Annotated in this window: 22 protein-coding genes; 14 read left to right on the top strand and 8 right to left on the bottom strand. The window is 68.2% G+C overall.

What is annotated here, in order from left to right; all coding sequences use genetic code 11:
• Positions 1 to 50: 50 nt before the first annotated feature.
• From MWN34_RS00545 to MWN34_RS00535, 3 genes are read right to left on the bottom strand one after another with little or no spacing between them, the layout of a single operon-like run.
• Positions 51 to 860 carry a heme ABC transporter ATP-binding protein gene (locus tag MWN34_RS00545; protein WP_247025681.1) on the bottom strand — a complete coding sequence of 270 codons (810 nt, stop codon included), beginning with the start codon at positions 858 to 860 and terminating at the stop codon, positions 51 to 53.
• Positions 861 to 866: 6 nt separating this feature from the next.
• Positions 867 to 1,970, bottom strand: coding sequence for a FecCD family ABC transporter permease (locus tag MWN34_RS00540; RefSeq protein ID WP_425532035.1), 1,104 nt, complete (start codon positions 1,968 to 1,970; stop codon positions 867 to 869).
• On the bottom strand, positions 1,967 to 2,956 hold the full coding sequence (locus tag MWN34_RS00535; RefSeq protein WP_247025680.1) for a heme/hemin ABC transporter substrate-binding protein: 990 nt from the start codon (positions 2,954 to 2,956) through the stop codon (positions 1,967 to 1,969). Before MWN34_RS00535 ends, MWN34_RS00540 begins: the two co-directional genes overlap by 4 nt.
• Positions 2,957 to 3,214: 258 nt before the next feature.
• On the opposite strand from MWN34_RS00535, the gene MWN34_RS00530 reads away from it, so the two are divergent.
• The gene (locus MWN34_RS00530; RefSeq protein ID WP_247025679.1) at positions 3,215 to 4,306 is read left to right on the top strand and encodes an aldose epimerase family protein; all 1,092 of its coding nucleotides are present in this window, start codon (positions 3,215 to 3,217) and stop codon (positions 4,304 to 4,306) included.
• Here MWN34_RS00530 and MWN34_RS00525 read toward each other — a convergent pair.
• The gene (locus tag MWN34_RS00525; RefSeq protein ID WP_247025678.1) at positions 4,285 to 5,241 is read right to left on the bottom strand and encodes an alpha/beta hydrolase family protein; all 957 of its coding nucleotides are present in this window, start codon (positions 5,239 to 5,241) and stop codon (positions 4,285 to 4,287) included. The two genes, MWN34_RS00530 and MWN34_RS00525, sit on opposite strands and share 22 nt — an antisense overlap.
• A 35-nt stretch (positions 5,242 to 5,276) precedes the next feature.
• Positions 5,277 to 5,552, bottom strand: a complete 276-nt coding sequence (locus MWN34_RS00520) for a helix-turn-helix transcriptional regulator (protein WP_247025677.1) — start codon at positions 5,550 to 5,552, stop codon at positions 5,277 to 5,279.
• Positions 5,553 to 5,670: 118 nt separating this feature from the next.
• On the opposite strand from MWN34_RS00520, the gene MWN34_RS00515 reads away from it, so the two are divergent.
• The 6 genes from MWN34_RS00515 to mnhG are packed head-to-tail and all read left to right on the top strand — an operon-like array spanning position 5,671 to position 11,740.
• Positions 5,671 to 8,622 carry a monovalent cation/H+ antiporter subunit A gene (locus MWN34_RS00515; RefSeq protein ID WP_425532040.1) on the top strand — a complete coding sequence of 984 codons (2,952 nt, stop codon included), beginning with the start codon at positions 5,671 to 5,673 and terminating at the stop codon, positions 8,620 to 8,622.
• Complete coding sequence (locus tag MWN34_RS00510) at positions 8,622 to 8,960, top strand: Na+/H+ antiporter subunit C (protein WP_247025675.1); 339 nt, start codon at positions 8,622 to 8,624, stop codon at positions 8,958 to 8,960. The genes MWN34_RS00515 and MWN34_RS00510 overlap by 1 nt, the downstream gene beginning before the upstream one ends.
• Positions 8,961 to 8,962: 2 nt before the next feature.
• Positions 8,963 to 10,594, top strand: a complete 1,632-nt coding sequence (locus tag MWN34_RS00505; RefSeq protein ID WP_247025674.1) for a monovalent cation/H+ antiporter subunit D — start codon at positions 8,963 to 8,965, stop codon at positions 10,592 to 10,594.
• Positions 10,591 to 11,079, top strand: a complete 489-nt coding sequence (locus MWN34_RS00500; RefSeq protein ID WP_247025673.1) for a Na+/H+ antiporter subunit E — start codon at positions 10,591 to 10,593, stop codon at positions 11,077 to 11,079. The genes MWN34_RS00505 and MWN34_RS00500 overlap by 4 nt, the downstream gene beginning before the upstream one ends.
• Positions 11,076 to 11,360 carry a K+/H+ antiporter subunit F gene (locus MWN34_RS00495; protein WP_247025672.1) on the top strand — a complete coding sequence of 95 codons (285 nt, stop codon included), beginning with the start codon at positions 11,076 to 11,078 and terminating at the stop codon, positions 11,358 to 11,360. Before MWN34_RS00500 ends, MWN34_RS00495 begins: the two co-directional genes overlap by 4 nt.
• The gene (gene mnhG, locus MWN34_RS00490) at positions 11,357 to 11,740 is read left to right on the top strand and encodes a monovalent cation/H(+) antiporter subunit G (RefSeq protein WP_247025671.1); all 384 of its coding nucleotides are present in this window, start codon (positions 11,357 to 11,359) and stop codon (positions 11,738 to 11,740) included. The genes MWN34_RS00495 and mnhG overlap by 4 nt, the downstream gene beginning before the upstream one ends.
• A 10-nt stretch (positions 11,741 to 11,750) precedes the next feature.
• Here mnhG and MWN34_RS00485 read toward each other — a convergent pair whose 3' ends face one another.
• Complete coding sequence (locus MWN34_RS00485) at positions 11,751 to 12,227, bottom strand: Lrp/AsnC family transcriptional regulator (RefSeq protein ID WP_247025670.1); 477 nt, start codon at positions 12,225 to 12,227, stop codon at positions 11,751 to 11,753.
• Positions 12,228 to 12,356: 129 nt separating this feature from the next.
• Between MWN34_RS00485 and alr the strand changes: the two genes are divergently transcribed.
• The 3 genes from alr (at position 12,357) to MWN34_RS00470 (ending at position 16,233) form a co-directional block, all read left to right on the top strand.
• A complete protein-coding gene (gene alr, locus MWN34_RS00480; protein WP_247025669.1) occupies positions 12,357 to 13,475 on the top strand; it encodes an alanine racemase in 1,119 nt (372 codons plus the stop codon).
• Between the two features lie 44 nt (positions 13,476 to 13,519).
• Positions 13,520 to 14,773: a D-amino acid dehydrogenase gene (locus tag MWN34_RS00475; RefSeq protein ID WP_247025668.1), complete on the top strand. Its 1,254-nt coding sequence runs from the start codon at positions 13,520 to 13,522 to the stop codon at positions 14,771 to 14,773.
• Between the two features lie 155 nt (positions 14,774 to 14,928).
• Positions 14,929 to 16,233, top strand: coding sequence for an NCS2 family permease (locus MWN34_RS00470; RefSeq protein WP_247025667.1), 1,305 nt, complete (start codon positions 14,929 to 14,931; stop codon positions 16,231 to 16,233).
• A 63-nt stretch (positions 16,234 to 16,296) separates the two neighbouring features.
• Here MWN34_RS00470 and MWN34_RS00465 read toward each other — a convergent pair whose 3' ends face one another.
• Positions 16,297 to 17,190, bottom strand: coding sequence for a LysR family transcriptional regulator (locus MWN34_RS00465; protein WP_247025666.1), 894 nt, complete (start codon positions 17,188 to 17,190; stop codon positions 16,297 to 16,299).
• A 105-nt stretch (positions 17,191 to 17,295) separates the two neighbouring features.
• Between MWN34_RS00465 and xdhA the strand changes: the two genes are divergently transcribed.
• Genes xdhA through guaD form a run of 4 tightly spaced genes read left to right on the top strand, consistent with a single transcriptional unit; the run spans position 17,296 to position 23,189 of the window.
• Positions 17,296 to 18,747, top strand: a complete 1,452-nt coding sequence (xdhA, locus tag MWN34_RS00460) for a xanthine dehydrogenase small subunit (protein WP_247025665.1) — start codon at positions 17,296 to 17,298, stop codon at positions 18,745 to 18,747.
• A gap of 17 nt (positions 18,748 to 18,764) precedes the next feature.
• Positions 18,765 to 21,095 (top strand): xanthine dehydrogenase molybdopterin binding subunit, encoded by a 2,331-nt coding sequence (gene xdhB, locus MWN34_RS00455; RefSeq protein WP_247025664.1) that lies wholly within the window; start codon positions 18,765 to 18,767, stop codon positions 21,093 to 21,095.
• A complete protein-coding gene (gene xdhC, locus MWN34_RS00450) occupies positions 21,092 to 21,868 on the top strand; it encodes a xanthine dehydrogenase accessory protein XdhC (protein WP_247025663.1) in 777 nt (258 codons plus the stop codon). Before xdhB ends, xdhC begins: the two co-directional genes overlap by 4 nt.
• Positions 21,869 to 21,881: 13 nt before the next feature.
• Positions 21,882 to 23,189: a guanine deaminase gene (gene guaD, locus MWN34_RS00445; protein WP_247025662.1), complete on the top strand. Its 1,308-nt coding sequence runs from the start codon at positions 21,882 to 21,884 to the stop codon at positions 23,187 to 23,189.
• 72 nt (positions 23,190 to 23,261) lie between these two features.
• Here the strand turns inward: guaD and puuE are convergent, their stop codons facing one another.
• Positions 23,262 to 24,698 carry an allantoinase PuuE gene (puuE, locus tag MWN34_RS00440; RefSeq protein WP_247025661.1) on the bottom strand — a complete coding sequence of 479 codons (1,437 nt, stop codon included), beginning with the start codon at positions 24,696 to 24,698 and terminating at the stop codon, positions 23,262 to 23,264.
• Positions 24,699 to 24,700 lie beyond the last annotated feature (2 nt).

Genomic DNA, 24,700 nt, shown 5'->3' with positions numbered 1-24,700 from the left:
GCGACCGGCATGTCGACGCAGGAACTCCCAAGCGCCGCGCACTGCCCTCATCATCGCTTCGCGCCGTCCCCCACAAGCCCGTGCGGCAGCAGGAAGGGCAGCGCTTCGGGGGCCCAGCCGATGCGGGCGGGCACCTTGTAGAGCGCGCCGATGCGGGCATCGGTCATCACCTCGTGCGGGGTGCCCCGCGCCACCACGCGCCCCGCCTCCAGCGCGACGATCTCGTCCGCCGCGAGCACCGCGAGGTTGAGGTCGTGCAGCACCGCCAGCACGCCGACGCCCTCCGCGGCGAGGGTGCGCATCAGCCGCAGCACCAGCATCTGCTGGGCGAGGTCGAGGCTCGCAGTCGGCTCGTCGAGCAGGAGATAGCCCGGTCCGCCGCCCCGCTCCGCCCCCGCTTCCAGTTGCACGAGTGTGCGGGCGAGCTGGACGCGCTGCTTCTCGCCGCCCGAAAGCCGCTGATAGGCCTCGCCGGCGCGCTCCGCCATCTCGACCCGGCCGAGCGCGCGCGACACCGCCTCATGACCGCCGCGCCCCGCCGGACGACCGATCGCCACCACCTCGGCAACGGTGAAGGGAAACGCCACCTCCACGCTTTGCGGCAGCACCGCGCGCCGGCGCGCCAGCAGCGCCGGCCCGAGCCGGGAGACGGCCTCCTCGCCCAGCCGCACCTGCCCGCCCGAGGGCCGCAGTTCGCCGGACAGAACCTTGAGCAAAGTCGACTTGCCCGCGCCGTTCGGCCCGATCAGCACGCTCACCCGGCCCGGAGCGACGGTGACGCCTGCGCCGTCCAGCAGAAGCCGGCCGCCGGCCCGCAGCGTGATGTTCTCGGCACGATAGCTGTTCAGGAGGTGGGGCATGGGCGCCTACCCGCCCAACGCCGCGCGGCGGCGCAGCAGCAGGCCGAGGAAGAAGGGCGCGCCCATCATCGCCGTCACCACGCCGAGCGGCAGTTCCGCCGGGCTCACCAGCGTGCGCGCCACCACATCGGCGCCCAGCAGCAGCGCCCCGCCGAGCAGCGCGCTGGCCGGCAGCAGCACCCGATGGCCCGGCCCGAGCGCGAGCCGCACCAGATGGGGCACCACCAGCCCGATGAAGCCGATGACGCCCGCCATCGCCACCGCCGCACCCACCGCCGCCGCCACCGCGGCGATGGCGATGCGCTTGGTGCGCTGCACGTTCACGCCCACGTGGAAGGCCTCCGCCTCGCCCAGCGCGATCGCGTCCAGCGCGCGGGCGAGCGGCAGGGCAGCCAGCAGCAGCAGGACGACGAAGGGCGCCGCCGCCCACACCTTGGCGAAGGTCGAGCCGCCGAGGCTGCCGAAGGACCAGAAGGTGAAGTCGCGCAATTGCTGGTCCGAGGCGAGGAACACCATCACCCCCGTCCCCGCCCCCGACAGCGCGCCGATGGCGATGCCGGCGAACAGCATGGTGGCGACCGAGGTGCGCCCGTCGCGCGTCGCGATCAGATAGAGCGCCACGGTCGCCAGCAGCGCGCCGATGAAGGCCGCGAACGGCAGTCCGGCGGTGCCGGCCAGCGCGGCGAGCCCGGCCGGCAGCGCATCCACCGCATGGTGGCCGAGCACGATCCAGCCGACGGCGGCGAAGGCGGCGCCGTTCGACACGCCGATGAGGCCGGGATCGGCCAGCGGATTGCGGAAGATGCCCTGCATGAGCGCCCCGCCCAGCGCCAGCGCCATGCCCACCAGCAAGCCGAGCAGCGTGCGCGGCAGGCGGATGTCCAGCACCACGATCGCCTCGCGCACGCCCGCGGCGCGTTCGCCCTGAAGCGCGGCCAGCAGCACCTCCATCACCCGTGCGGGCGCGATGGTGACCGGGCCGATGGCGAGCGAGGCCAGCATGGCGAGGACGAGCAGGACGGCGCAGACGGCAAGCCCGAGCGCGCCGCGCCGGACGCCGCGCGCCTGAACCTCTTTCACGCCGGCGGGCTGCATCAGCGCCAGGCTCATCCCGGTTGGCCGCTGCCGGCCGGCGCGGCGGCGGGCGCTGCGGGGGGCTCGGAATCCGGCTCGGCACGGCTGCCCGCAGTCCAGGCATGCGCCGGCAGCGCCGGCAGGTTCAGCTCGGGATAGACCATCGCCATCAGATCGCGCGCCGCCTGCGGGGTGCGCGGGCCGAAGCCGAGCATATAGGCGCCGTCCACCCGGTGGATGCGCCCCGCCTTGGCAGCCGTGGTTCCGGCAAAGGCGGGCATGGCGGCAAGCGCCTCGTTCGTCAGGCCGTGATTGCGGTTGTCCATCACGATCAGCGCATAAGGCTCCGCCGCCATCAGCGCCTCGTCCACCGCCGGCTTGTAGCCGCTCATCGTGGAAAGCGCGTTGGTGACGCCGGCCAGCGCGAACAGCGCGTCGGCGCTGGTGTTGCGTCCGCCCGCCACCGGGGCGGCACCGCTGGCGGAGAGGATGAAGGCCGCGCTGCGCGGGCTCGCGATCCGCGCGCGGAACGCGGCCAGCGTCGCGAAATCGCGTTCCACCGCCTGCGCCAGCTCCTCGCCGCGCGCCTTCACCCCGGCAAGGGCGGCGAGATGGCGGATATTGGCGACCACCTGCTCGGGCGTGCGCGCATCCGGCACGGTCTCGAAGGGAACCGAGGCGCTCTTCAGCACGGTGACGGCGTCGGGCGGCCCGGAGCCCTCCTGCGCGAGGATGATGCTGGGGCCGACGGCGAGCACGCCTTCCGGGGAGAGAGCCCGCATATAGCCGACATTCGGCTTGGTGCCGAGCGCCTGCGGGGGATAGGTGCTGGAGGTATCGACCGCCACGATGCGCTCGCCAAGGCCGAGGGCGTAGAGAATCTCCGTCACCGCGCCGCCGATCGCCACGATGTGCGCGGTCTCCGCCGCCGGCAGGACCTCGCTTTGCGCCAGGGCCGGCTTCGGCTCTTCGGCACGAAGCGAAAAGGATGCATCGGTGAGAAGGAGAACAAGAGAGGCCACAAGAAAGGCTCTGCCGGATCGCATCGTCTTTTCCTTGCCCGTCAACGCTCGCCCCGCATTCTGCTGAACCCTCCGGCCGGAAAGGTCAAGCAGTTCGGCCCGCCGTCGCGGTCTTGTGCGGGGATTACTGCGCGGCAAGGAAATTGGATTTTAATTATTCCAGATATTACCCTTGGACAGGCACTCATGACCCGCCGCGCTCTGGCGCGAGCCGCTTTGCCCGGCTATGCCGGAGGGGCTTTTCGCCGGAGGCCTTCCATGACGCTGCCGCCCGCCGTGCTGCTCGCCGCTGCCGCACCCGCCTCGCGCGAGGTGTTCGGCCACCTGCCCGACGGCACGGAGGTGGAGCGCATCCGCCTCGCCGGCGCCAACGGCTTCGAGGTCGCGATCCTCACCTATGGGGCGACGATACAGGCGCTGCATGTGCCGGACCGCAACGGACGCACCGCTGACATCGTGCTGGGACACGACACGCTGGCGCCCTATCTCGCCACGCGCAGCTTCTTCGGTGCCACCATCGGGCGCTACGCCAACCGCATCGCCGGCGGCGCCTTCACGCTGGACGGCGCCACCTACCCGCTCGCCTGCAATGACGGCGCGAACACGCTGCATGGCGGCGTGCAGGGCTTCGACCGGCGCAACTGGCGCGTCGTCGCGGCCGACGCCGCCTCGGTGACGCTGGCGCTCACCAGCCCGGACGGCGACGAAGGCTTCCCCGGCACGCTGGAGGTCGCCCTCACCTACCGGCTCACCGGCCCGCAGGAACTGACGCTGACCTTCGAGGCGGTCACCGACGCGCCGACGCTGGTGAACCTGACGCATCACGGCTTCTTCAACCTCGCCGGCGTGGAGACGGGCGGCACCGTGCTCGACCACGTGCTGACCATCCCGGCCGAGAGCTACCTGCCGGTCGATGCCGGCGCCATCCCGCTCGACGGCCCGGCCCCGGTCGCCGGCACGCCCTTCGATTTCCGCAGCCCCCACCCGATCGGGGAACGGATCCACGAGGCGGACGAGCAGATCCGGCTGGGGCGCGGCTATGATCACAATTATTGCCTCGCCGATGCCCCCGTCCCGACTCCCCGGCTCGCGGCCCGGGTCGAGCACCCGGGGTCGGGGCGGGTGATGGAGATATTGACCGACCAGCCGGGGGTGCAATTCTACTCCGGCAACTTTCTCGACGAAACCGTCGCCGGCAAGTTCGGCCGGCTTTACCGGCAGTCGGCCGCGTTCTGCCTCGAACCGCAGTTCTGGCCGGACTCACCGCACCGACCGTCCTTCCCATCGGCCCGACTGGACACCGGAAGACGGTACAGTCACACGTCCGTCTATCGCTTCTCGGCCACCTGATCCGGCAGGGGGAGGATCCGGCCCGGATGAGCGCCGGCCAGCGTGCCCGCAAGCAGCCAATCGCGCATCAGCGGCCAGAGCGAGGAACGGAAACGGTCGTGGAAGGCAGCGAAATGGCCGATCTCTTCCACGCCGAGATCGCCCGGGGCGAGTCGCAGATGGGTCCGGGCGCCGGCCGGGAAATAGGCGAGCAGGCGCTCGATGGCCGGCACCGTACCGAAGGGATCATCGTCGAGCCCGATTGCCAGGATCGGCGCATGAATGGCTGCAAAGCGTTGCAGGATATCGATTTTTCCAAGCGGGCCGGGCGAGACGGATTCCTCGAAGCAGGGTCCCATGCAGCTCCAGTCGCGCGCCACGCCGGCCGGCGTATCCTCCATCCAGCCAAGCCGTCTGGCGGGGACATAGCCGCAGAGCCGCGCCAGAAGCGGCATCAGCACATGCCAGCGCAGCACCATGGCGCGCCGTTGCGCCGGCGCATAATCGCGCCAATGGGCGAATTGCGAGCCGACGGTGAGAATCCGGCGCGCCCTGGCGGCGGACGGCGCCAGACCCAGGGCCACCCCGCCGATGGAATGGGCGACGATATCAAGCGGGGCGCCCGGCGAAAGCCGCATCGCGAAATCCAGCGCGGCCTCGACGTCATGCGCTCCCCAATCGACCCAACCCGCTTTGAATCCACGCAAATTGATCGGCCGCGACTCGCCGATGCCGCGATAATCGAAGGTCAGCACATCGAAACCGGCCTCGGACAGGAAGCTCGCGAAACGCGCGTAATAGCGGCATCTCACCGAGGTCGCCGGCGCGATGACCGCGATCGGGCACACGCGATCCGCCGCCGCATGCCGCCAGAGAAAGCCTCCCAACGGTGTCCCGTCGCCCGCCGCGAAGCGCACCGGCGTGCCCGAACACGGCTCCCGCCCCACGGAATCCACCCGGACTTCTCCTGACAAGACAATGCTCTAAGCTATCATTTGGCGTCCGGCGAACCCGCGTCGTCGACCGGCCGCAGCCGCACCCCGCAGCCCGCACCGTCATCGGGCAGGAGGCAGATGCCGGCGCCTTCGAAGGTGCGCACCAGAACGGCTTCGGTGGCCCGATGCAGGGCATGGCGCCCGACCTCGAAATCGCGGATGGTGCTGCGGGAAACGCCCGCCGCCGCGGCCAGCTCGTCCTGCGTCCAGTCCAGGAAGCCACGGGCAGCGCGGCATTGGGCCGGTGAAAGGCACGGGGATGACCGCTCCATTGAAAAAACCATGGCGATTTGGCCTTGCTCCTTTGGCCACAAGTCAACCATAATGGGTGACTTCAATCAATCCGGACGTTGAATCGGCCGATTCCAAGGGAGCGCTCAGCCCAACATGCTGACCAGCATGCATCTTTTGCTGCTCGTCCTCGTCCTCCCCTTCGGCGGAAGCCTCGTCGCGGCTTTCCTTCCCACCCATGCGCGCAATGCGGCCGCCCTGCTGGCGGGTCTCGTCGGCTTTCTCGGCACGCTCATCGTCGCGCTGCTCTACAGCAAGGCCTCGGTCGGCGCGGTGACGCTCCACGTGCCGTGGCTGCCAAGCCTCGGGCTGGAATTCTCGTTACGGCTCGACGGGTTGAGCTGGCTTTTTGCGGTGATGGTTTACGGCATCGGCATGCTGGTGGCGCTCTATGCGCGCTACTACATGGCCGAGGAAGACCCGGTGCCGCGCTTCTTCTCCTTCCTGCTGGCCTTCATGGGCGCGATGGCGGGCGTGGTGCTGTCGGGCAACCTCATCCAGATCGTGTTCTTCTGGGAGCTGACGAGCCTCTTCTCCTTCCTGCTGATCGGCTACTGGCACCAGAACGCCGCCGCCCGCGATGGCGCGCGCATGGCCCTCACCGTCACGGCCACCGGCGGGCTATGCCTGTTCGTGGGGGTGATGCTGCTCGGCCATATCGTCGGCAGCTACGACCTCGACGTCGTGCTGGCCTCCGGCAAGATGATCGCGGAGGACCCGCTCTATGTGCCGGCGCTGATCCTCATCCTGATCGGCGCCTTCACCAAGAGCGCGCAGTTTCCGTTCCATTTCTGGCTGCCGCACGCCATGGCCGCGCCGACGCCGGTGTCGGCCTATCTGCATTCCGCCACCATGGTGAAGGCCGGCGTCTTCCTGCTGACCCGGCTCTGGCCGGCACTGGCGGGCACGGATGTGTGGTTCTACATCGTGGTGCCGGTCGGCCTCGCCACGCTGGTGATCGGGGCTTTCGCGGCGATCTTCCAGCAGGATCTGAAGGGGCTGCTGGCCTATTCCACCATCAGCCATCTCGGCCTCATCACCCTGCTGCTGGGGCTGGGCAGCCCGCTGGCGGCGGTGGCGGCGATCTTCCACACCATCAACCACGCCACCTTCAAGGCCTCGCTGTTCATGGCGGCGGGCATCATCGACCACGAGACCGGCACGCGCGATCTGCGCAAGCTGAGCGGGCTCTACCCCTTCATGCCGGTGACCGCCCGGCTTGCCATGGTGGCCGCCGCCGCCATGGCGGGCGTGCCACTGCTCAACGGCTTCCTGTCCAAGGAAATGTTCTTCGCCGAAGCCGCGGCGGACCATACGGGCTCGCTGCTGGACGACTCCCTGCCCTATTTCGCGACGCTGGCCGGCATTTTCTCCGTCGCCTATTCGCTGCGCTTCATCCTTGGTGCCTTTTTCGGTCCGCCGCCGACCGACCTCCCGCACACGCCACACGAGCCCCCGCACTGGATGCGCTTTCCCATCGAGGTGCTGGTCCTGATCTGCATCGTCGTCGGGGTGGCGCCCAGCTTCACCATCGGGCCGATGCTCGCGAGCGCGGCGAGGGCGGCGATCGACACCGACCTGCCCGCCTACAGCCTCTCCCTGTGGCACGGCTTCAACCTCGCCCTGGCCATGAGCGTCGTCGCCATCATCGGCGGCGTGCTGCTCTACGCGCGGTTGCGCAACTATCTCGACAGCGGAATCGAGGGCCCGCCGCTGATGCGCCGGCTGAAAGGCCAGCGCATCTTCGAGAATGTGCTGGTGACCGTGTCCTGGCGCTGGGCGCGGGCGCTTGAGCGCTGGTTCGGCACACGGCGCCTGCAGCCGCAATTGCGCAGCATGATCGCGCTGACGCTGCTCGGCGGCTTCCTCCCCTTCGCGCTTCATGGCTGGGTGCCGGCCGGTCCCATGCCGCTGACGCCCATCGACCCCGCCTTCGCGCTGGTATGGGCAGTGGGTGCCACCTGTTCGCTGGCGGCCGCCTACAAGGCGAAATACCACCGCTTCGCGGCGCTGGTTCTCGTCGGTGCCGTCGGGCTCATCACCTGCATCACCTTCGTGTGGATGTCCGCACCCGACCTCGCCGTCACGCAGTTGCTCGTCGAGGTGGTGACGACCGTGCTGCTGCTGCTCGGCCTGCGCTGGCTGCCCAAGCGGATGGAGCCGCAGGAAGGCGAGCACACCCCGCTCAACGTCGCGGTGCGGCGCCGGCTGGACCTCGCCCTTGCCGTGCTGGTGGGCGTGGGGCTGTCCACCCTGTCCTATCTCGTCATGACGCGCCCCCTGCCGGAAAGCGTGTCGCGCTTCTTCGTCGAGCGCGCCTACACGGAAGGCGGCGGCACCAACATCGTCAACGTCATCCTCGTGGATTTCCGCGGCTTCGACACGCAGGGCGAGATCGCGGTGCTGTGCATCGTCGCGCTCACCGTGTTCGCCCTGCTGCGTCGTTTCCGCCCGGCGCAGGAGACGATCGACACCCCCGAACAGCAGCGGCTGCAGAACGCCTATGACGAGGCCGAACCGGAGCGGAAGGTCGGCGACACGCTGTCGGACTATCTGTTCGTGCCGCGCATCATCATGCACTGGATGTTCCCGGTGGTATGCGTGCTGGCGGTCTATCTCTTCATGCGCGGGCACGACCTGCCGGGCGGCGGCTTCGCAGCCGGCGTGACGCTCTCCATCGCCTTCGTGATGCAGTACATCGCCAGCGGCACCCGCTGGGTGGAGGATCATCTGCGCGTGCTGCCGCTGCGCTGGATGGGCGTCGGCCTGCTGCTGTCGGTCGGCACCGGCATCGGCGCCTGGGCCTTCGGCTTCCCCTTCCTCACCTCCCATCACCAATATCTGGCGCTGCCGGTGATCGGGAAGATTCCGCTCGCGACGGCCTTGCTGTTCGATCTCGGCGTCTTCGCCCTCGTGGTCGGGGCGACGGTGCTGATCCTCATCGCGCTGGCGCACCAGTCGCTGCGCAGCCGGCGCGAGGAAGCCCCCCGCGAAGCCTCTCCCATGGTCGAGACGCGGCGCGAGTCGCGCACCACGGCGGGGGGTCTGTAATGGAACTGATCCTCGCCATCGGCATCGGCATTCTGGCGGGCTCCGGCGTCTGGCTGGTGCTGCGGCCGCGCACCTATCAGGTCATCATCGGGCTTTCGCTGATCTCATACGGCGTGAACCTGTTCATCTTCGTGATGGGCCGCGTGCGCATCGGCATGCCGCCGATCCTGAAGCCCGGCACGGTGGGCGACCCCGCCGGCTTCGCCGACCCCATGCCGCAGGCACTGGTGCTCACCGCCATCGTCATCGGCTTCGCCATGACGGCGCTCTATCTCGTGGTGCTGCTTGCCGCGCGCGGCCTCACCGGCACCGACCATGTCGACGGGCGGGAGGAGTGAGCATGAGCCCGCTCGCCCATCTCGCCGCCATTCCCGTCCTGCTGCCGCTGGCGGTGGGTGCCTTTCTGCTGCTGTTCAGCGAAAAACGCCGCGGCGCCAAGGCGGCGCTGAGTGTCACCACGCTGACGATCCTTCTCGGGGTCGCCATCGCGCTGGTCGCCATGACGCTGGTGCCGACCGCGGAAGGCGACCCGCCGGTGATCGTCTACCCGCTCGGCAACTGGCCGGCGCCCTTCGGCATCGTGCTGGTGGTCGACCGTCTCTCGGCGCTGATGCTGCTGCTCAATGCGGTGCTGGGCTTCGGCTGCCTCATCTTCGCGCTGGCGCGCTGGCACAAGATGGGCCCTCGCTTCCACACGCTCTATCTCATGCAGGTGGCAGGCCTCAACGGCGCCTTCCTGACCGGCGACCTGTTCAACCTGTTTGTGTTCTTCGAGGTTCTGCTGGCCGCCTCCTATGCGCTCCTGCTGCACGGCTCGGGCACGGTGCGCGTCCGCGCCAGCCTGCACTACATCCCGATCAACCTCGTCGCCTCCTCGCTCTTCCTTGTCGGCGTGGCGCTGATCTACGGCGTCAGCGGCACGCTCAACATGGCGGACCTTGCGCGCGTGATCCCGACGCTGGAACCCCATGACCGCATGCTGCTGGAAGGCGGGGCGGCGGTGCTGGGGCTCGCCTTCCTCGTGAAGGCCGGCATGTGGCCGCTGGGCTTCTGGCTGCCGACCACCTATTCCGCCGCCTGCGCGCCGGTCGCGGCGCTGTTCGCGATCATGAGCAAGCTCGGCATCTATACCGTGCTCCGGCTGTCGCTGCTCTTCTTCGGCGAGGAGTCGGGCGCCTCCGCGGGCTTCGGGGCTGAATGGCTGCTCTATGGTGGGCTCGCCACCATCGCTTTCGGCGGCATCGGGGCGTTGGCCTCGCAGTCCATGCCGAGGCTCGCCGGCTATTGCGTGATCATTTCTTCGGGCACCCTTCTGGCCGCGATCGGCACCGGCAACAGCGCGGTGATTTCCGGGGCGCTGTTCTACCTCGTCAGCTCCACGCTGGCGGCTGCCGCCTTCTTCCTGCTGATCGAACTGATCGAGCGCGGCCGCGACGCGGGCGCCGACGTGCTCGCGGTGACGATGGAGGTTTTCGGCGACCCTGAAGAAGATATCGAGGACGAGGATGCCGAGGTCGGCATCGCTATTCCGGGCACCATCGCCGTTCTGGGCGGCGCCTTCCTCGCCTGCACGGTGCTGTTCGCCGGGCTGCCGCCGTTGTCCGGCTTCATCGCGAAATTCGCGATCCTCTCGGCCGTGATCAACGAGGCGGGCGGCGTCTCGGCGGTTCACTGGCTCTATGTCTTCCTGCTGATGCTGTCGGGCCTCGCCGTGCTCGTCGCCATGACCCGCACCGGCATCCGGGCGCTCTGGGCGCCGCAGGAGAGCGAGATCCCGCCGGTGCGGGCCGCCGAACTCGCACCCGTGCTGCTGTTCCTCTTCCTGTGCGCCGGGCTCACCGTGTTCGGCGGGCCGGTCATGGAATACATGGATGTGACGGCACAGGTGCTCTACTGGCCGCAGGAATATGCGCGCGACGTGCTCGGCGGCCAGCCGGCGCCCGCGACCCTGCCGGGGGGCACCGAACCATGAGGCGCGTGCTCCCCTTCCCCCGCATGTTCCTCGCCCTGTGGGTGATGTGGCTGCTGCTGAACCAGAGCCTTTCGCCCGGCCAGATCGTGCTCGGCGCCATCGTTGCGTGGGGAGCGTGCTGGGCGATGGCGCGGCTCGATCCTCCCCCCGCGCATATCCGGGCCGGGCGGGCGATGCTGCTGCTGGCCTTCCGGGTGGCGATCGACGTGATCCGCTCGAACATCGCGGTCGGCAAGATCATCCTCGGCTTCGGCCGCAAGGACCGGTCCTCCGGCCTGATGACGGTTCCGCTCGACCTGAGGGACCAGTATGGTCTCGCCGTGCTCGCCATCATCCTCACCGCAACGCCCGGCACGCTCTGGCTGAACCACGATCCGGCACGCAGCGAATTGCTCATCCACGTGCTGGACCTCGTGGAGGAGGAGGAGTGGCGCGACCTCATCAAGAACCGCTATGAGCGGCTGCTGATGGAGATCTTCCAATGAGCGCGATGGATTTTCTCCGCCTGTGCCTCATCGGCTCGCAGATCGTGCTGGCGCTGGCGATGGCCTTTGCCATGTACCGCCTCATCCGCGGCCCGCGGGCGCAGGACCGCATTCTCGGGCTCGACACCTTCTATGTGAACGCCATGCTGCTGCTGGTGGTGTTCGGCATTCGCCGCGCCTCGACGCTCTATTTCGAGGCGGCCCTCATCGTCGGCATGCTCGGCTTCGTCAGCACCGTGGCGCTCGCCAAGTTCCTCATGCGCGGCGAGGTGATCGAATGAGCCCGCTGCTGTTCGGCCTTCCGGGCTGGGTTGCCGTTCTGGTCGGCGTGCTGGTGGTGGCCGGCGCGCTCATCACCCTGGTGGGCTCGTTCGGTCTCATCCGCCTGCCGGACTTCTATTCGCGCGGCCACGCGCCTTCGCTGGGCGCCACGGTGGGCGGGGGCACCATCCTCGTCGCCTCGGTCGTCGCGTTCACCGCGCTACGCGGCCGGCTTTCGGTGCATGAGATCCTGATCGCCGTCTTCCTCACCATCACCACGCCGGTGACGCTGATGATGCTGGGCCGCGCCTCGCTCTATCGCGACCGGATCGAGGGCCGCCCCGGCGCGAGCGGCAAGCCGGACCCCGAGCCCGATCCCGACGCGGACGAACAGGGCTGACCCGCCCCGCTCACAGTCCGGCCGCCGCCATGGCCCGCCGCCGGCGCCCGAGCACGTTGCGGATCGAGAAGCTGGAATGGATGCGCAGCACGCCGGGCAGGGTCGACAGGATCTCGGTGTGGATGCGCTCGAAATCGGCGGCATTCTCGGCCTCGACCCGCAGCAGGTAATCCGACCCGCCGGTCATGAGATAACACTCCTGGATTTCCGGGTGCCGCCGCACTGCCGCTTCGAAGCGGCTGAGATAGTCCTCGGTCTGCCGTTCCAGCGTGATGTTGACGATCACCGCCATGCCGGCGTCGCGCGCGCTGTGATCCAGCAGTGCCGTGTAGCCGAGGATCACGCCGCTGTGCTCCAGCAGCCGGATACGGCGCAGGCAGGCCGACGGTGACAGGCCGACCTCCTCCGCCAGCCGCGCATTGCTGATCCGCGCATTGATGCGCAGCAGGCGCAGGATGTTGCGGTCGATCGCGTCGAGGGCGCTCATGGCAGGATCATTCGTTTTCTCGCTGATTCTTTCATTCTAGCGGCAACAATAGAATTTTCGAGCGAAGATCGACCGGCTCTTGCGCAGACCCTGCGGTACAGTGGTGCCTGTCACGCATGGAGCGCGCGCATGTTTGGTGATCCTTCCGACCGGCCCGTCGTCGACGCTGCGTCCGGTGTCCTGACCATCGACCTTGGTGCCATCGCCGCGAATTACCGCGCGCTTCAGCAACGGCTTGCCCCCGCGCGCGCCGCCGCCGTGGTGAAGGCGGATGCCTACAGCCTCGGCGCGGCCCGCGTCGCGCCCGCGCTCTATCGGGCGGGATGCCGCGATTTCTTCGTCGCCCATCTGCGGGAAGCGCTGGAGCTGCGCCCTCTCCTCGCCGAGGACGCCCGCCTTTATGTGCTGAACGGGCTCCAGCCGGGCGCCGAGGAGCGTTGCGCGGACGCCGGCATCGTGCCGGTGCTCAATTCGCTGGAGCAGGTCGCCAACTGGTCGGCGCTCGCGACCGCGCGCGGCACGCAGCTTCCGGCCCTGCTGCAGTTCGACACCGGCATGTCCCGTCTCGGCCTCGCGCCCGTCGATGCCGACGCGCTGGCCGCCGAGCCGGAGCGTCTTGCCGGACTGAACATCCTCTATGTGATGAGCCACCTCGCCAGCGCGGACGAGCCCGACAATGCGCAGAACGCCGAGCAGCTCGACGCGATGGCCCGCGCCGCCGCGGCGTTTCCGGGCATCGATCTGTGCTTCGCCAATTCCGGCGGGGTGTTTCTCGGCGAAGCGTTCCGAGGCACCCTCGCCCGCCCCGGCGTCGCGCTCTATGGCGGTGCGCCGACCGCTGGCGTGCCGAACCCGATGGCACCCGCGGTCCGCCTCGACGTGCCGGTGGTGCAGACCCGCACGGTCCCGGCCGGCGCGAAGGTCGGCTATGGCGGCGCCCATGTCACCACGAGCGAACGCCGGCTCGCCACCCTCGCCGCCGGCTATGCCGACGGGCTACCGCGCCACCTCGGCGATCGCGGCGCGGCGTTTTACGCCGGCATGAGGCTTCCCATCGTCGGCCGGGTGTCGATGGACAGCATCACCATCGACATCACCGATCTGCCGGACGGCACGCTGAAGCTCGGCAGCCTCGTCGAGATCATCGGGCCGAACCAGACGCTTGAGGATGTCGCGGCGGCGGCCGGCACGATTTCCTATGAAATCCTGACCCGCCTCGGGCGGCGCTACCACCGCGACTACCGCTGAGTCTTTTTCGAACAACCAGAAACCGGAACTTCCAGAGGACCATTATGAGGATCGTCGTTCTCGGTGCCGGCGTCATCGGTGTGACGTCGGCCTATTATCTGGCGAAGGCGGGACACGAGGTCACCGTGCTGGATCGCCAGCCGGGACCGGCGCTGGAAACCAGCTTCGCCAATGCCGGCGAAATCTCGCCCGGCTATGCCTCGCCCTGGGCGGCGCCGGGCATTCCGCAGAAGGCGGTGAAGTGGCTCTTCATGAAGCACGCTCCCCTCATCGTCCGGCCCACGGCGCATGCCGCCACCTGGAAATGGATGATGGCGATGCTCGCCAACTGCACCAGCGCCCGCTACGCGGTGAACAAGGGCCGCATGGTGCGCCTCGCCGAATACAGCCGCGACTGCCTCATCGCGCTGCGCCAGCGCACCAACATCGCCTATGACCAGCGCGCCCAGGGCACCCTTCAGGTGTTCCGCACCCAGAAGCAGCTCGACGGCATCGGCAAGGATGTCGAGGTGCTGAAGAAGGACGGCGTGCCCTATGAGGTCCTGGACCGCGCCGGCTGCGTCGCCGCCGAGCCCGGCCTCGCGCCGAACGCCGGAAAGATCATCGGCGGCCTGCGGCTGCCGCATGACGAGACCGGCGACTGCTTCATGTTCACCAATGCGCTGGCGACGCTCTGCGCGGAGATGGGCGTTACCTTCCGCTATGGCGTCGAGATCCGCCGCCTGCAGATGGAAGCCGGGAAGGTCACGGCAGTCGAGACCGCGACCGGTCCGGTGACGGCCGAGGCCTTCGTCGTGGCGATGGGCAGCTTCACCCCCGCAATGCTCGCGCCGCTAGGGCTCGACGTGCCGGTCTATCCGGTGAAGGGTTATTCGATCACGGTGCCGATCGTGGACGAGGCCCGCGCGCCGGTTTCCACGATCATGGACGAGACCTACAAGGTCGCCATCACCCGGCTCGGCAGCCGCATCCGCGTCGGCGGCATGGCGGAGATCGCCGGCTTCAACACCGACCTGCCACCCGCCCGCCGGGGAACGCTGGAACATTCGGTGGAAGACCTGTTCGGCGGCGCCGGCGACCAGAGCCGCGCCACCTTCTGGACCGGCATGCGCCCGATGACGCCGGACGGCACGCCGGTGATCGGTCCGACCCGCTACGCCAATCTCTGGCTGAATGCCGGCCACGGCACGCTGGGCTGGACGATGTCCTGCGGCTCCAGCCAGCTTCTGGCCGACCTGATGAGCGGGCGCAAACCCGAGATCGAGTCCGGCGACCTCGCGCTGTCGCGCTATCATTGAGAATGGACCGGGGCCGCATCTCCGCCCCGGTTCGATTGTTCCGAAACTCTGGAAACTGTCTCAGGAAGTCGCGAAGGTACCGCCCCGCCTCCCGTGTCTATCATCAAGCACCAGGCAAAAGCCGGATGCAATAAGAAGACCTACGGGAGGATACCATGCTCGAGCGCCTGTTCAGGCTGGGCGAACTGAAATCGAATGTTCGGACGGAGGTCATCGCCGGATGCACCACCTTCCTGACGATGGCCTACATCATCTTCGTCAATCCGAACATCCTGTCGACGACCGGCATGGACGCCAATGCCGTGTTCGTGGCGACCTGCCTTGCCGCCGCCATCGGCTCGGCGACCATGGCCCTGTGGGCCAACTGGCCCATCGCCATGGCGCCTGGCATGGGGCTGAACGCTTTCTTCGCCTTCACCGTGGTCGCCAAGCTCGGCTATACGTGGCAGCAGGCGCTCGGCGCGGTGCTGATCTCGGGCCTCATCTTCCTGGTGCTGTCGCTGACCGGCATCCGCCGCTGGCTCATCGACGGCATCCCCTCCTCGATGCGCAGCGCCATCGCCGCCGGTATCGGCCTGTTCCTTGCCATCATCGCGATGAAGGGCGCCGGACTCGTCGTGGCGAGCCCCGCGACCTTCGTGACGCTGGGCGATCTCACCTCGACGGGCGCGCTGCTCAGCATCGGCGGGTTCTTCGTCATCGCCGCGCTCGACGTGCTGAAGGTGCCGGGCGCCATCCTCATCGGCATCCTCGTCACCACGGTGGCGGCGATCCTCACCGGCGTCAGCCATTTCGGCGGCATCGCCTCCATGCCGCCCTCCATCGCCCCGACCTTCCTGCAGCTCGACCTGCTCGGCGCCCTGAAGGGCGGGTTGCTCCATGTGGTGCTGGTCATGGTGCTGGTCGAGGTGTTCGACGCCACGGGCACACTGATCGGCGTCGCCAAGCGCGCCGGCCTGCTGGTGAAGGGGCCCACCCACACCAATCCCGGCCTCAGCCGCGCCCTGATGGCGGACTCGACCGCCATCGTCGCCGGCTCGCTGCTCGGCACCTCCTCCACCACCGCCTATATCGAAAGCGCGTCCGGCGTGCAGGCGGGCGGGCGCACCGGCCTCACCGCCCTCACCGTCGCGGTGCTGTTCCTGCTCGCCACCTTCCTCGCCCCGCTGGCCGGCTCGGTTCCGGTGCAGGCGACCGCCCCGGCGCTGCTCTATGTCGCCGCGCTGATGCTGCGGGAGTTGGCCGAGGTGCATTGGGACGACCCGACGGAGACCGTGCCGGCGGTGCTGACGGCGATCACCATGCCGTTCACCTACTCCATCGCCAACGGCCTCGCCTTCGGCTTCGTGAGCTACGCCGTGCTCAAGCTGCTCACCGGCCGCGCCCGCGAGGTGCATGCGGCGACCTGGCTGGTGGCCGCCCTCTTCATCGCGCGCTTCGTGCTCTACCCCGAAGGGTGAGCGCCTGCCGCTTCGCGCCCGGAAAGCCCGGTCCCCGCGACCGGGCTTTTGCGTTCCTCTACCTCAGAAGACGCCCTTCAGCGATTTCACCGCAAAGTCGATGAACAGCCGCACCTTGGGGTCCTGAAACTCGCGGTGCGGCGTGAGGCACCCGAACTGCGCGCCGATCGGCGCATTCTCGGGCAGAACCTCGACCAGCCGCCCGGCTTCCAGATGCTCGCGCACTTCATAGCGCGGCCGATTGGCGATGCCGGCGCCGTCGAGCGCCCAGCGGGTCAGCACGTCGCCATCGTCGACATCGAAGCGGCCCGACACGGTCATCTTGCGCGGACCGTCCGGCGTCTGCAGCATCCAGAAATATTCGGGCGAGCGGGGAAAGCGGAGCAGCAGGCAGTTGTGGTCCGCCAGATCGTCCGGCGAGGCCGGCGTGCCGTGCTGCGCGATATAGGCCGGGGACGCGACCAGCACGCGCCCGCAATCGGCGATCTTGCGCCAGCTCAGCGCCGAATCCTCCAGCTGCCCGAGGAAGAAGGCGACATCGACGCCCTCCTCCACGATGTTCACCACCCGGTCGGAAAGCCGCAGCCGGATCTGGATTTCCGGGTGCTCGTCACAAAATCGCAGCACCAGCGGCGCGATCAGCCGCCGTCCGAGCCCGAGCGGAGCAACAACCCGCAGCACGCCCTGAGGCGTTCCGGCATAGGAGGCGATGGTGGCCTCGGTCTCGTCCAGCGCGGCGATCACCTTGCGCGCATTTTCATAAAGCACGGCACCGATCTCGGTCGGGGCCAGCTTGCGGGTGGTGCGGTTGAGCAGCCGCACCCCGTAGCGGGCTTCCAGATCCTTGATTCGGTTGGATGCCGCCGCCGGCGTGAGGCGCAGGTCGCGGCCGCCGGCCGAGATGGACCCACGCGCCACGACGCGGACAAACACACGCAGACTTTCCAGATAGGACACGGCCGCCTCGATTTTCAACGAAACCGTTGAAACTGTTCCCTCTCCGAAGCGGGTTACACCGCCCCGTTTTTTGGCATTCTAATCCGGATGAACGGGAGAGACGCAATGGCCGGGGATATCCGCTTCCTGCTGAACGGTGACGAGATCCGCCTCGCCTGCGCCGGACCGGGCGATACGCTGCTCGATTTCCTGCGGCTGGAGCGCCGGCTGCGCGGCACCAAGGAAGGCTGCGCGGAAGGCGATTGCGGAGCCTGCACCGTCCTCGTCGGCCGGCTGCTGAACGGCACGCTGATCTATGAGCCGATCAATGCCTGCATCCGCCTCATCGCCTCCTGCCATGGCTGCCACGTCGTCACGGTGGAGCATCTCGCCGGGCGGAACGGCCGGCTTCACCCCGTTCAGCAGGCGATGGTCGAGCAGCACGGCAGCCAGTGCGGTTTCTGCACGCCGGGTTTCGTCATGGCGCTTTACGGGCTGTGGATGGGCAATCCCGATCCGAGCGTTCTCGACATCGAGACCGCGCTCCAGGGGAACCTCTGCCGCTGCACCGGCTATGAGCCGATCGTGCAGGCGGCGCTCGCCGCGGCGCGGGCCGGCGGGCAGGCGCAGGACTGGCTGAATGTCGAGCGCTCTACCGTCACTACCCACCTCACTGCACTGATCGGCCACGGCGCCGATGTGAGCCGCGGCACCGAGCGCGCCATCGTGCCGGCGGATGTCGACGCCCTCGCCGAGGCGCTGCTCGCCCATCCGAAGGCGGTCATCGTGGCGGGCGCGACCGATGTCGGGCTCTGGATCACCAAGCACCTGCGCGACATCAGCCCCGGCATCTTCATCGGCCACCTGATGAAGGACATAGCGGTGGATGCCGAAGGCATCCGCATAGGAGCCGGCGTCACCTATTCCGAGTTCATCCCCGTGGCGCGCCGGCATCTGCCGGAAGCCGAACCCTATCTGCTGCGGATCGGCGGCTGGCAGGTGCGCAACGCCGGGACCATCGGCGGCAACATCGCCAATGGCTCGCCCATCGGCGAAATGCCGCCCTTCCTCATCGCGCTCGGCGCCCGCATCGTGCTGCGCAAGGGAGCCGACCGGCGTATCATTCCGCTCGAGGATTTCTTCATCGCCTACGGCAAGCAGGACCGCCAGCCCGGCGAATTCGTCGAGACGATCCTGATCCCGCACCATGAAGGCGTGCGGGTCGCGGCCTACAAGGTGTCCAAGCGCGCTCATGCCGACATCTCGGCTGTCTCCGCCGGCTTTGCGGTGCGCGAGCGGGATAGCCATATCGAGGAGGCCCGCATCGCCTTCGGCGGCATGGCGGGCACCCCGCATCGCGCGAGCGCGGCGGAGGCTGCGCTGGTTGGCCAGCCATTTGCGAGAGAGAGCTTCGAAGCCGCCGCACAAGCCGTGCAGGACGACTTCGCCCCGCTGAGCGACTGGCGCGGCAGTTCGGATTACCGCCGCGTGGTCGCGGCGAACCTCTTCCGCCGGTTCTGGCTCGAACAGTCCGGCACGACCGAGCCGGTACGCATCGCCCGCGCCGTGGGCGCGTGAAGACAGGGAGCCCTGAGATGAAGCACGACGCCATCATCCCCGAAACGGCCCTCGGCAGCGCCCACCAGAGCATCGCCCATGATTCCGCGATCAAGCATGTGAGCGGGCGGGCGAATTATACCGATGACATCACCGAGCCGACCGGCACGCTGCACGCCGCGCTCGGCCTGTCGAAGGTCGCCCATGGCCGTATTCGGTCGATGAACCTCGGTAAGGTGCGCGCCGCGCCAGGGGTCGTGGCGGTGCTGACAAGCGCGGACGTGCCCGGCCACAATGATGTCAGCCCCACCGGCAAGCATGACGACCCGATCTTCGTGGAAGAGCAGGTCCTGTTCCACGGCCAGCCATTGTTCGCCGTGATCGCCGAAACCCGCCTTCAGGCCCGCAAGGCGGCGACGCTGGCCGAAGTGGAATATGAGGCGCTCCCCCATCATCTCGACCCGCTCGCTGCGCGCGATGCCGGCATGGACTATGTGACCGAACCGCTCAAGCTGCGCCGCGGCACGCCCGAGACAGCGATGGACGCCGCTCCGCACCGTATCGCCGGGCGCTTCTCCATCGGCGGGCAAGACCATTTCTACCTCGAAGGCCAGATCGCCCTCGCCATTCCCGGTGAGGATGACGAGATGACGCTTTTCGTTTCGACCCAGCACCCCAGCGAGGTCCAGCACATGGTCGCCCATGCGCTCGGCACACGTTCCAATGCTGTGGTGGTGAATGTGCGCCGCATGGGCGGCGGTTTTGGCGGTAAAGAGACCCAGATGAATCTCTTCGCCTGCGTCGCCGCGATCGCGGCGCGCAAGCTGGGGCGCGCGGTGAAGCTGCGCCCCGACCGCGACGAGGACATGATCGCCACCGGCAAGCGGCACGATTTCGTCGTCGATTACGAGGTCGGCTTCGACGAAGCAGGACATATCTGCGCCGTGACCGGCGACTGGCATGCCCGCTGCGGCTTCTCCGCCGACCTCTCCGGCCCGGTCACCGACCGCGCGCTGTTTCACGCCGACAACGCCTATTTCTACCCGCATGTCGAGCTGCGCTCGCATCCCTGGCGCACCCATACGGTGAGCAACACCGCCTTCCGCGGCTTCGGCGGTCCGCAGGGCGTGATCGTCGCGGAGCGCATCATCGAGGAGATCGCATACGCGACCGGCCAGGACACGCTCGCCGTGCGCAAGGCGAACCTCTACCGCAACGGCCAGCTCACGCCCTATCACCAGCCCGTCGAAGACCAGATCCTGCCGCGCATCTTCGAGGAACTGGAGGCGAGCGCCGACTATGCCCGCCGCCGGCAGGCCGTGCTCGACTTCAATGCAAAGGGCGGCATCGTCCGGCGCGGCATCGCCCTCACGCCGGTGAAGTTCGGCATCAGCTTCACCGCGACCCACTACAACCAGGCCGGCGCGCTGGTGCATGTCTATTCGGACGGCTCGATCCATCTCAATCACGGCGGCTGCGAGATGGGACAGGGGCTGCACACCAAGGTCGCGCAGGTGGTGGCCGAAGCGTTTCAGGTCGATCTCGACCGGATCAAGATCACCAAGACCACGACCGAGAAGGTGCCCAACACCTCCGCCACCGCCGCGTCCTCCGGCACCGACCTAAACGGCATGGCGGCGCTGGACGCCTGCAACCAGATCAAGGCGCGGCTCGTTCGCTTCCTCTGTGAAAGCCGGGATGCAACGGCGGATGAAATCACCTTTGCCCGCAACCGGGTGATGGTTCGCGGCGAAGCCATTCCCTTCGAGCAGGTGATCCGCGAGGCCTATTTCGCCCGCGTGCAGCTCTCGGCCGCCGGCTTCTATGCCACGCCGAAGATCCACTGGAACCGGGCGGAAGGACGCGGCCGGCCGTTCTACTACTTCGCCTACGGCGCGGCCTGTGCCGAGGTGTCGGTCGATACCCTCACCGGCGAGTACACGGTGGAGCGGGTCGACGCGCTGCACGATGTCGGGCGCTCGCTGAACCCGGCCATCGACAAGGGCCAGGTCGAGGGCGCCTTCATCCAAGGTATGGGCTGGCTGACCAGCGAGGAATTGTGGTGGGACGACAAGGGACGGCTGCGCACCCATGCCCCCTCCACCTACAAGATCCCGCTGGCCTCCGACCGGCCGAAGGTCTTCAACGTCAACCTCGCCGAATGGTCGGTGAACCGCGAGCGCACCATCAAGCGGTCGAAGGCGGTCGGCGAACCGCCCTTCATGCTGGGCATCGCGGTGTTCGAGGCGCTCGGCATGGCGGTTGCCTCGGTCGCGAACTACCGGCAGGCCCCGCTGCTCGATGCCCCGGCGACGCCCGAGCGTGTGCTGATGGCGGTCGAGCGGCTGAAGCGGGAGAGCGCGGCATGATCCGGGTGCGCATCACGCGGGCGCGCGGCTCGACCCCGCGCGAAGAAGGCGCCGAAATGTTCGTCGGCCGCGACAGCGTGAGCGGTACCATCGGCGGCGGCCATCTCGAATATATGGCGATCGACCGCGCCCGGCAGATGCTCGCGCGTGGCGAGGCCACCGCGCGGATGGACATTCCGCTGGGCCCGGAGATCGGCCAGTGCTGCGGCGGACGGGTCGAGCTCGGCCTCGACCGGGCGCCGCCCACCCCACCCGAGCCCGGCCCGCCGGTGCTGATCTTCGGTGCCGGGCATGTCGGCCGCGCCCTCGCCACCGCGCTGCGCCCGCTGCCGCTCTCACCGCGCCTCATTGACCAGCGCGCCGCCGAGCTGGCGCTTGCCGCGCCCGATATTGCAACGACACTCGCCGTGCTGCCGGAATCGGAGGTGCGCAGCGCACCGCCCGGCGCCGCCTATGTCATCCTGACCCACGATCACGCGCTAGACTTCCTGCTGGCGGTCGAGGTGCTGCGGCGCGGCGATGCGGCCTATGTCGGAATGATCGGCAGCCGCACCAAGCGCGCGACCTTCCTGCGCTATGCCGCACTGGAGGGCGTCGACACGAAGCCGCTTGTCTGCCCGGTCGGTGCCGGTTGTCCCCGCGACAAGCGGCCGGAGGTGATCGCCGCCTTCGCCTGCGCCGAGATCCTGTCGGCGCTGCTGACCAGAAGCCCAGCACAGCCGTCAGCCGCCGTGGAGGCCGGGACGGCCGCCACCATCTGCCTTGCCGATTGAGCCTCAGAGCGACATGACCCGAACCCTTTTGCGCGGCCGCATCCTCACCTTCCACGCCGATCCGGCTGAGACCGAGGACAACCACCGCTATATCGAGGACGGCGCGATCCTCGTCGCCGACGGCATCATTGAGGCCGTCGGCAGCCATGATGAGCTGCGCCGGCAGGACATCATCAAAGGCGCGATCGAGATCGACCACCGCCCGCACCTCATCGTGCCGGGCTTCATCGACCCGCACATCCACTTTCCGCAGGTCCAGGTGATCGCAAGCTGGGGTACCCAGTTGCTGGACTGGCTGAACCGCTACACTTTCCCCGAAGAAGCGCGCTATGCCGACATCGACCATGCCACCCGCATGGCCGGCGCCTTTCTGGACCAACTCGTCGCGCACGGCACGACCACGGCCTGCGCCTTCTCGTCGTCTCATCGCGGCAGCACCCAGGCGCTTTTCGAGGCGGCGGATGTACGCGGCATGTCGCTGATCGCCGGCAAGGTGATGATGGACCGCAACGCGCCGGAAGGCGTGCTGGACACCGCGCAATCCGGCTATGACGATTCAAAGGCGCTCATCTCCCGCTGGCATGGCAATGGCCGACTGCGCTTCGCCATCACCCCGCGCTTTGCCATCACTTCCACGCCCGAGCAGATGGAAGCCGCCGGCGCGCTCGCCAGCGAATATCCCTCGATGCACGTGCAGAGCCACCTCAGCGAGAACCTCGCCGAGATCGATTACACGCTCCAACTCTATCCGAAGGCGCGTGATTATCTCGATGTCTATGAGCATTACGGCCTGCTCGGGCAACATACCCTCATGGGGCACTGCATCCATCTGCGCGAGCGTGAGATCGCGCGCATGGCCGAGACCGGGACACGGGCGATCTTCTGCCCGACCTCCAACCTGTTCCTCGGCTCCGGCCTGTTCGACGCCGACGGGCTGCGTGCGGCGGGGATCGTTTCGGGCATCGCGACCGATGTCGGCGGGGGCACCAGCTATTCGCAGCTTCAGACCTTGAACGAAGGCTACAAGGTCCTCCAGCTTCGCGGCCAGCAGCTCACGCCGCTCGCCGCCCTCCACTGGGCGACCCGCGGCAATGCCGTGGCGCTCAGCATGGAGGACCGGATCGGCTCGATCCGTCCCGGCTGCGATGCCGACCTCGTGGTGCTCGATTCCAGCGCCACGCCGGACATGGCGCTGCGTGCCGAGCGCCTCGAGACGCTGTCGGAGGAACTGTTCCTGTTGCAGATCCTCGGCGACGACCGCTCCATCGCCCAGACCTATGTCGCCGGCCGCCCGATGAAGCCGGCCCGCCCTCTCAACTGAGCCTGCCGCCTCCTGAACGAAAAAGCCGCCATCCGGCCGGATGGCGGCTTTTCTGTTTCCGGTGCCGGCCGTTCAGGCGAGGATGTCGCGTAGCCGCAGCAGGACGATGCGGTCGATCTCGGCCAGCGCCGTCGCTTCCTCGGTGATCGCGTCGTTCTCCAGCCGACGCTCGAAGGCGGCGAGGATGTCGGCTTTGGTCTTGCCTTTCACCGCCATGATGAAGGGGAATCCGAACCGGTTCCGATAGGCATGGTTCAGTGTGGTGAAGCGGGAAAGCTCATCCGGGGAGAGCCGGTCGAGTCCGGCGCCAGCCTGCTCGCCGGTCGATTCCGCGGTCAGCTCGCCCGCCAGCGCCAGGCGGCCAGCGAGATCGGGGTGGGCGAGGATCAGCGCGCGCTTCTGCTGGGCGGCGCCCCGCGCAACCGCGGCCGCCATCGCGCTGGCGAGACCTTCGGCGCTGTCGGCACTTGCCGTGAGGCCGGCATCAAAAGCCGCCTCGGCGATCCAGGACGAATGCTCATAAACGCCGCCGAAGCGCTCAACGAATAACGTCCGGGTAAGGGCATTCGGCTTCCATCCGCTCGCCGGGGGGTGTCGGCGGATCCAGTGGCGCGCGATATCGAGGCGGGTCGGGACCCACACCTTGTCGTGCGAGCGGACATAATCAAGAAACCGGGCCAGCGCCGCCGCCCGCCCCGGCCGGCCGACAAGCCGGCAATGCAGTCCGACGGAGAGCATCTTCGGAGCGACGCCGCCCTCGGCATACAGCGTGTCGAAGCTGTCCTTCAGATAGGCGAAGAACTGGTCGCCGGAATTGAAGCCCTGCGGGGTCGCAAAACGCATGTCGTTGGCGTCGAGCGTATAGGGAACGACGAGCTGCGGCCCGCGCGGGCCCTCCAGCCAATAGGGCAGGTCGTCGGCATAGGCGTCGGCGAGATAGAGGAAGCCGCCCTCCTCCATGCCGAGACGGAGCGTGTTGATCGAGGAGCGGCCCTGATAGAGCCCGAGCGGACGTTCCCCGGCGACCTCGGCATGGATCCGCACCGCCTCCGCGATGTGGGCGGCCTCGGTCTCGGCAGGAATCGAGCGGTAGTCGATCCACTTCAGCCCGTGGGTGGCGATCTCCCACCCCGCCTCCTTCATCGCCGCCACGGCTTCCGGATTGCGCAGCATGGCGGTGGCGACGCCATAGACGGTGACCGGCATGTCGCGTTCGGTGAACATGCGATGCAGCCGCCAGAAGCCGGCGCGGGAACCGTATTCGTAGATCGACTCCATGTTCATGTGACGCTCGCCCGGCCAGGGCGCGGCGCCCACGATCTCGGAGAGGAAGGCCTCGGAGGCGGCATCACCGTGCAGGATATTGTTCTCGCCGCCCTCCTCGTAATTGATCACGAACTGTACCGCGACGCGGGCGCCGCCCGGCCAATCGGCAAAGGGCGGGGTACGGCCATAGCCGAGCATGTCGCGCGGATAGGCGGAACCGTGCGGATAAGCGTCATTGGTCATCG

Source organism: Ancylobacter crimeensis, assembly GCF_023016805.1.
Lineage (GTDB): Bacteria > Pseudomonadota > Alphaproteobacteria > Rhizobiales > Xanthobacteraceae > Ancylobacter > Ancylobacter crimeensis.
Note: the sequence above shows the minus strand (reverse complement) of the source record. Positions and strands in the feature narration are given on the sequence as shown.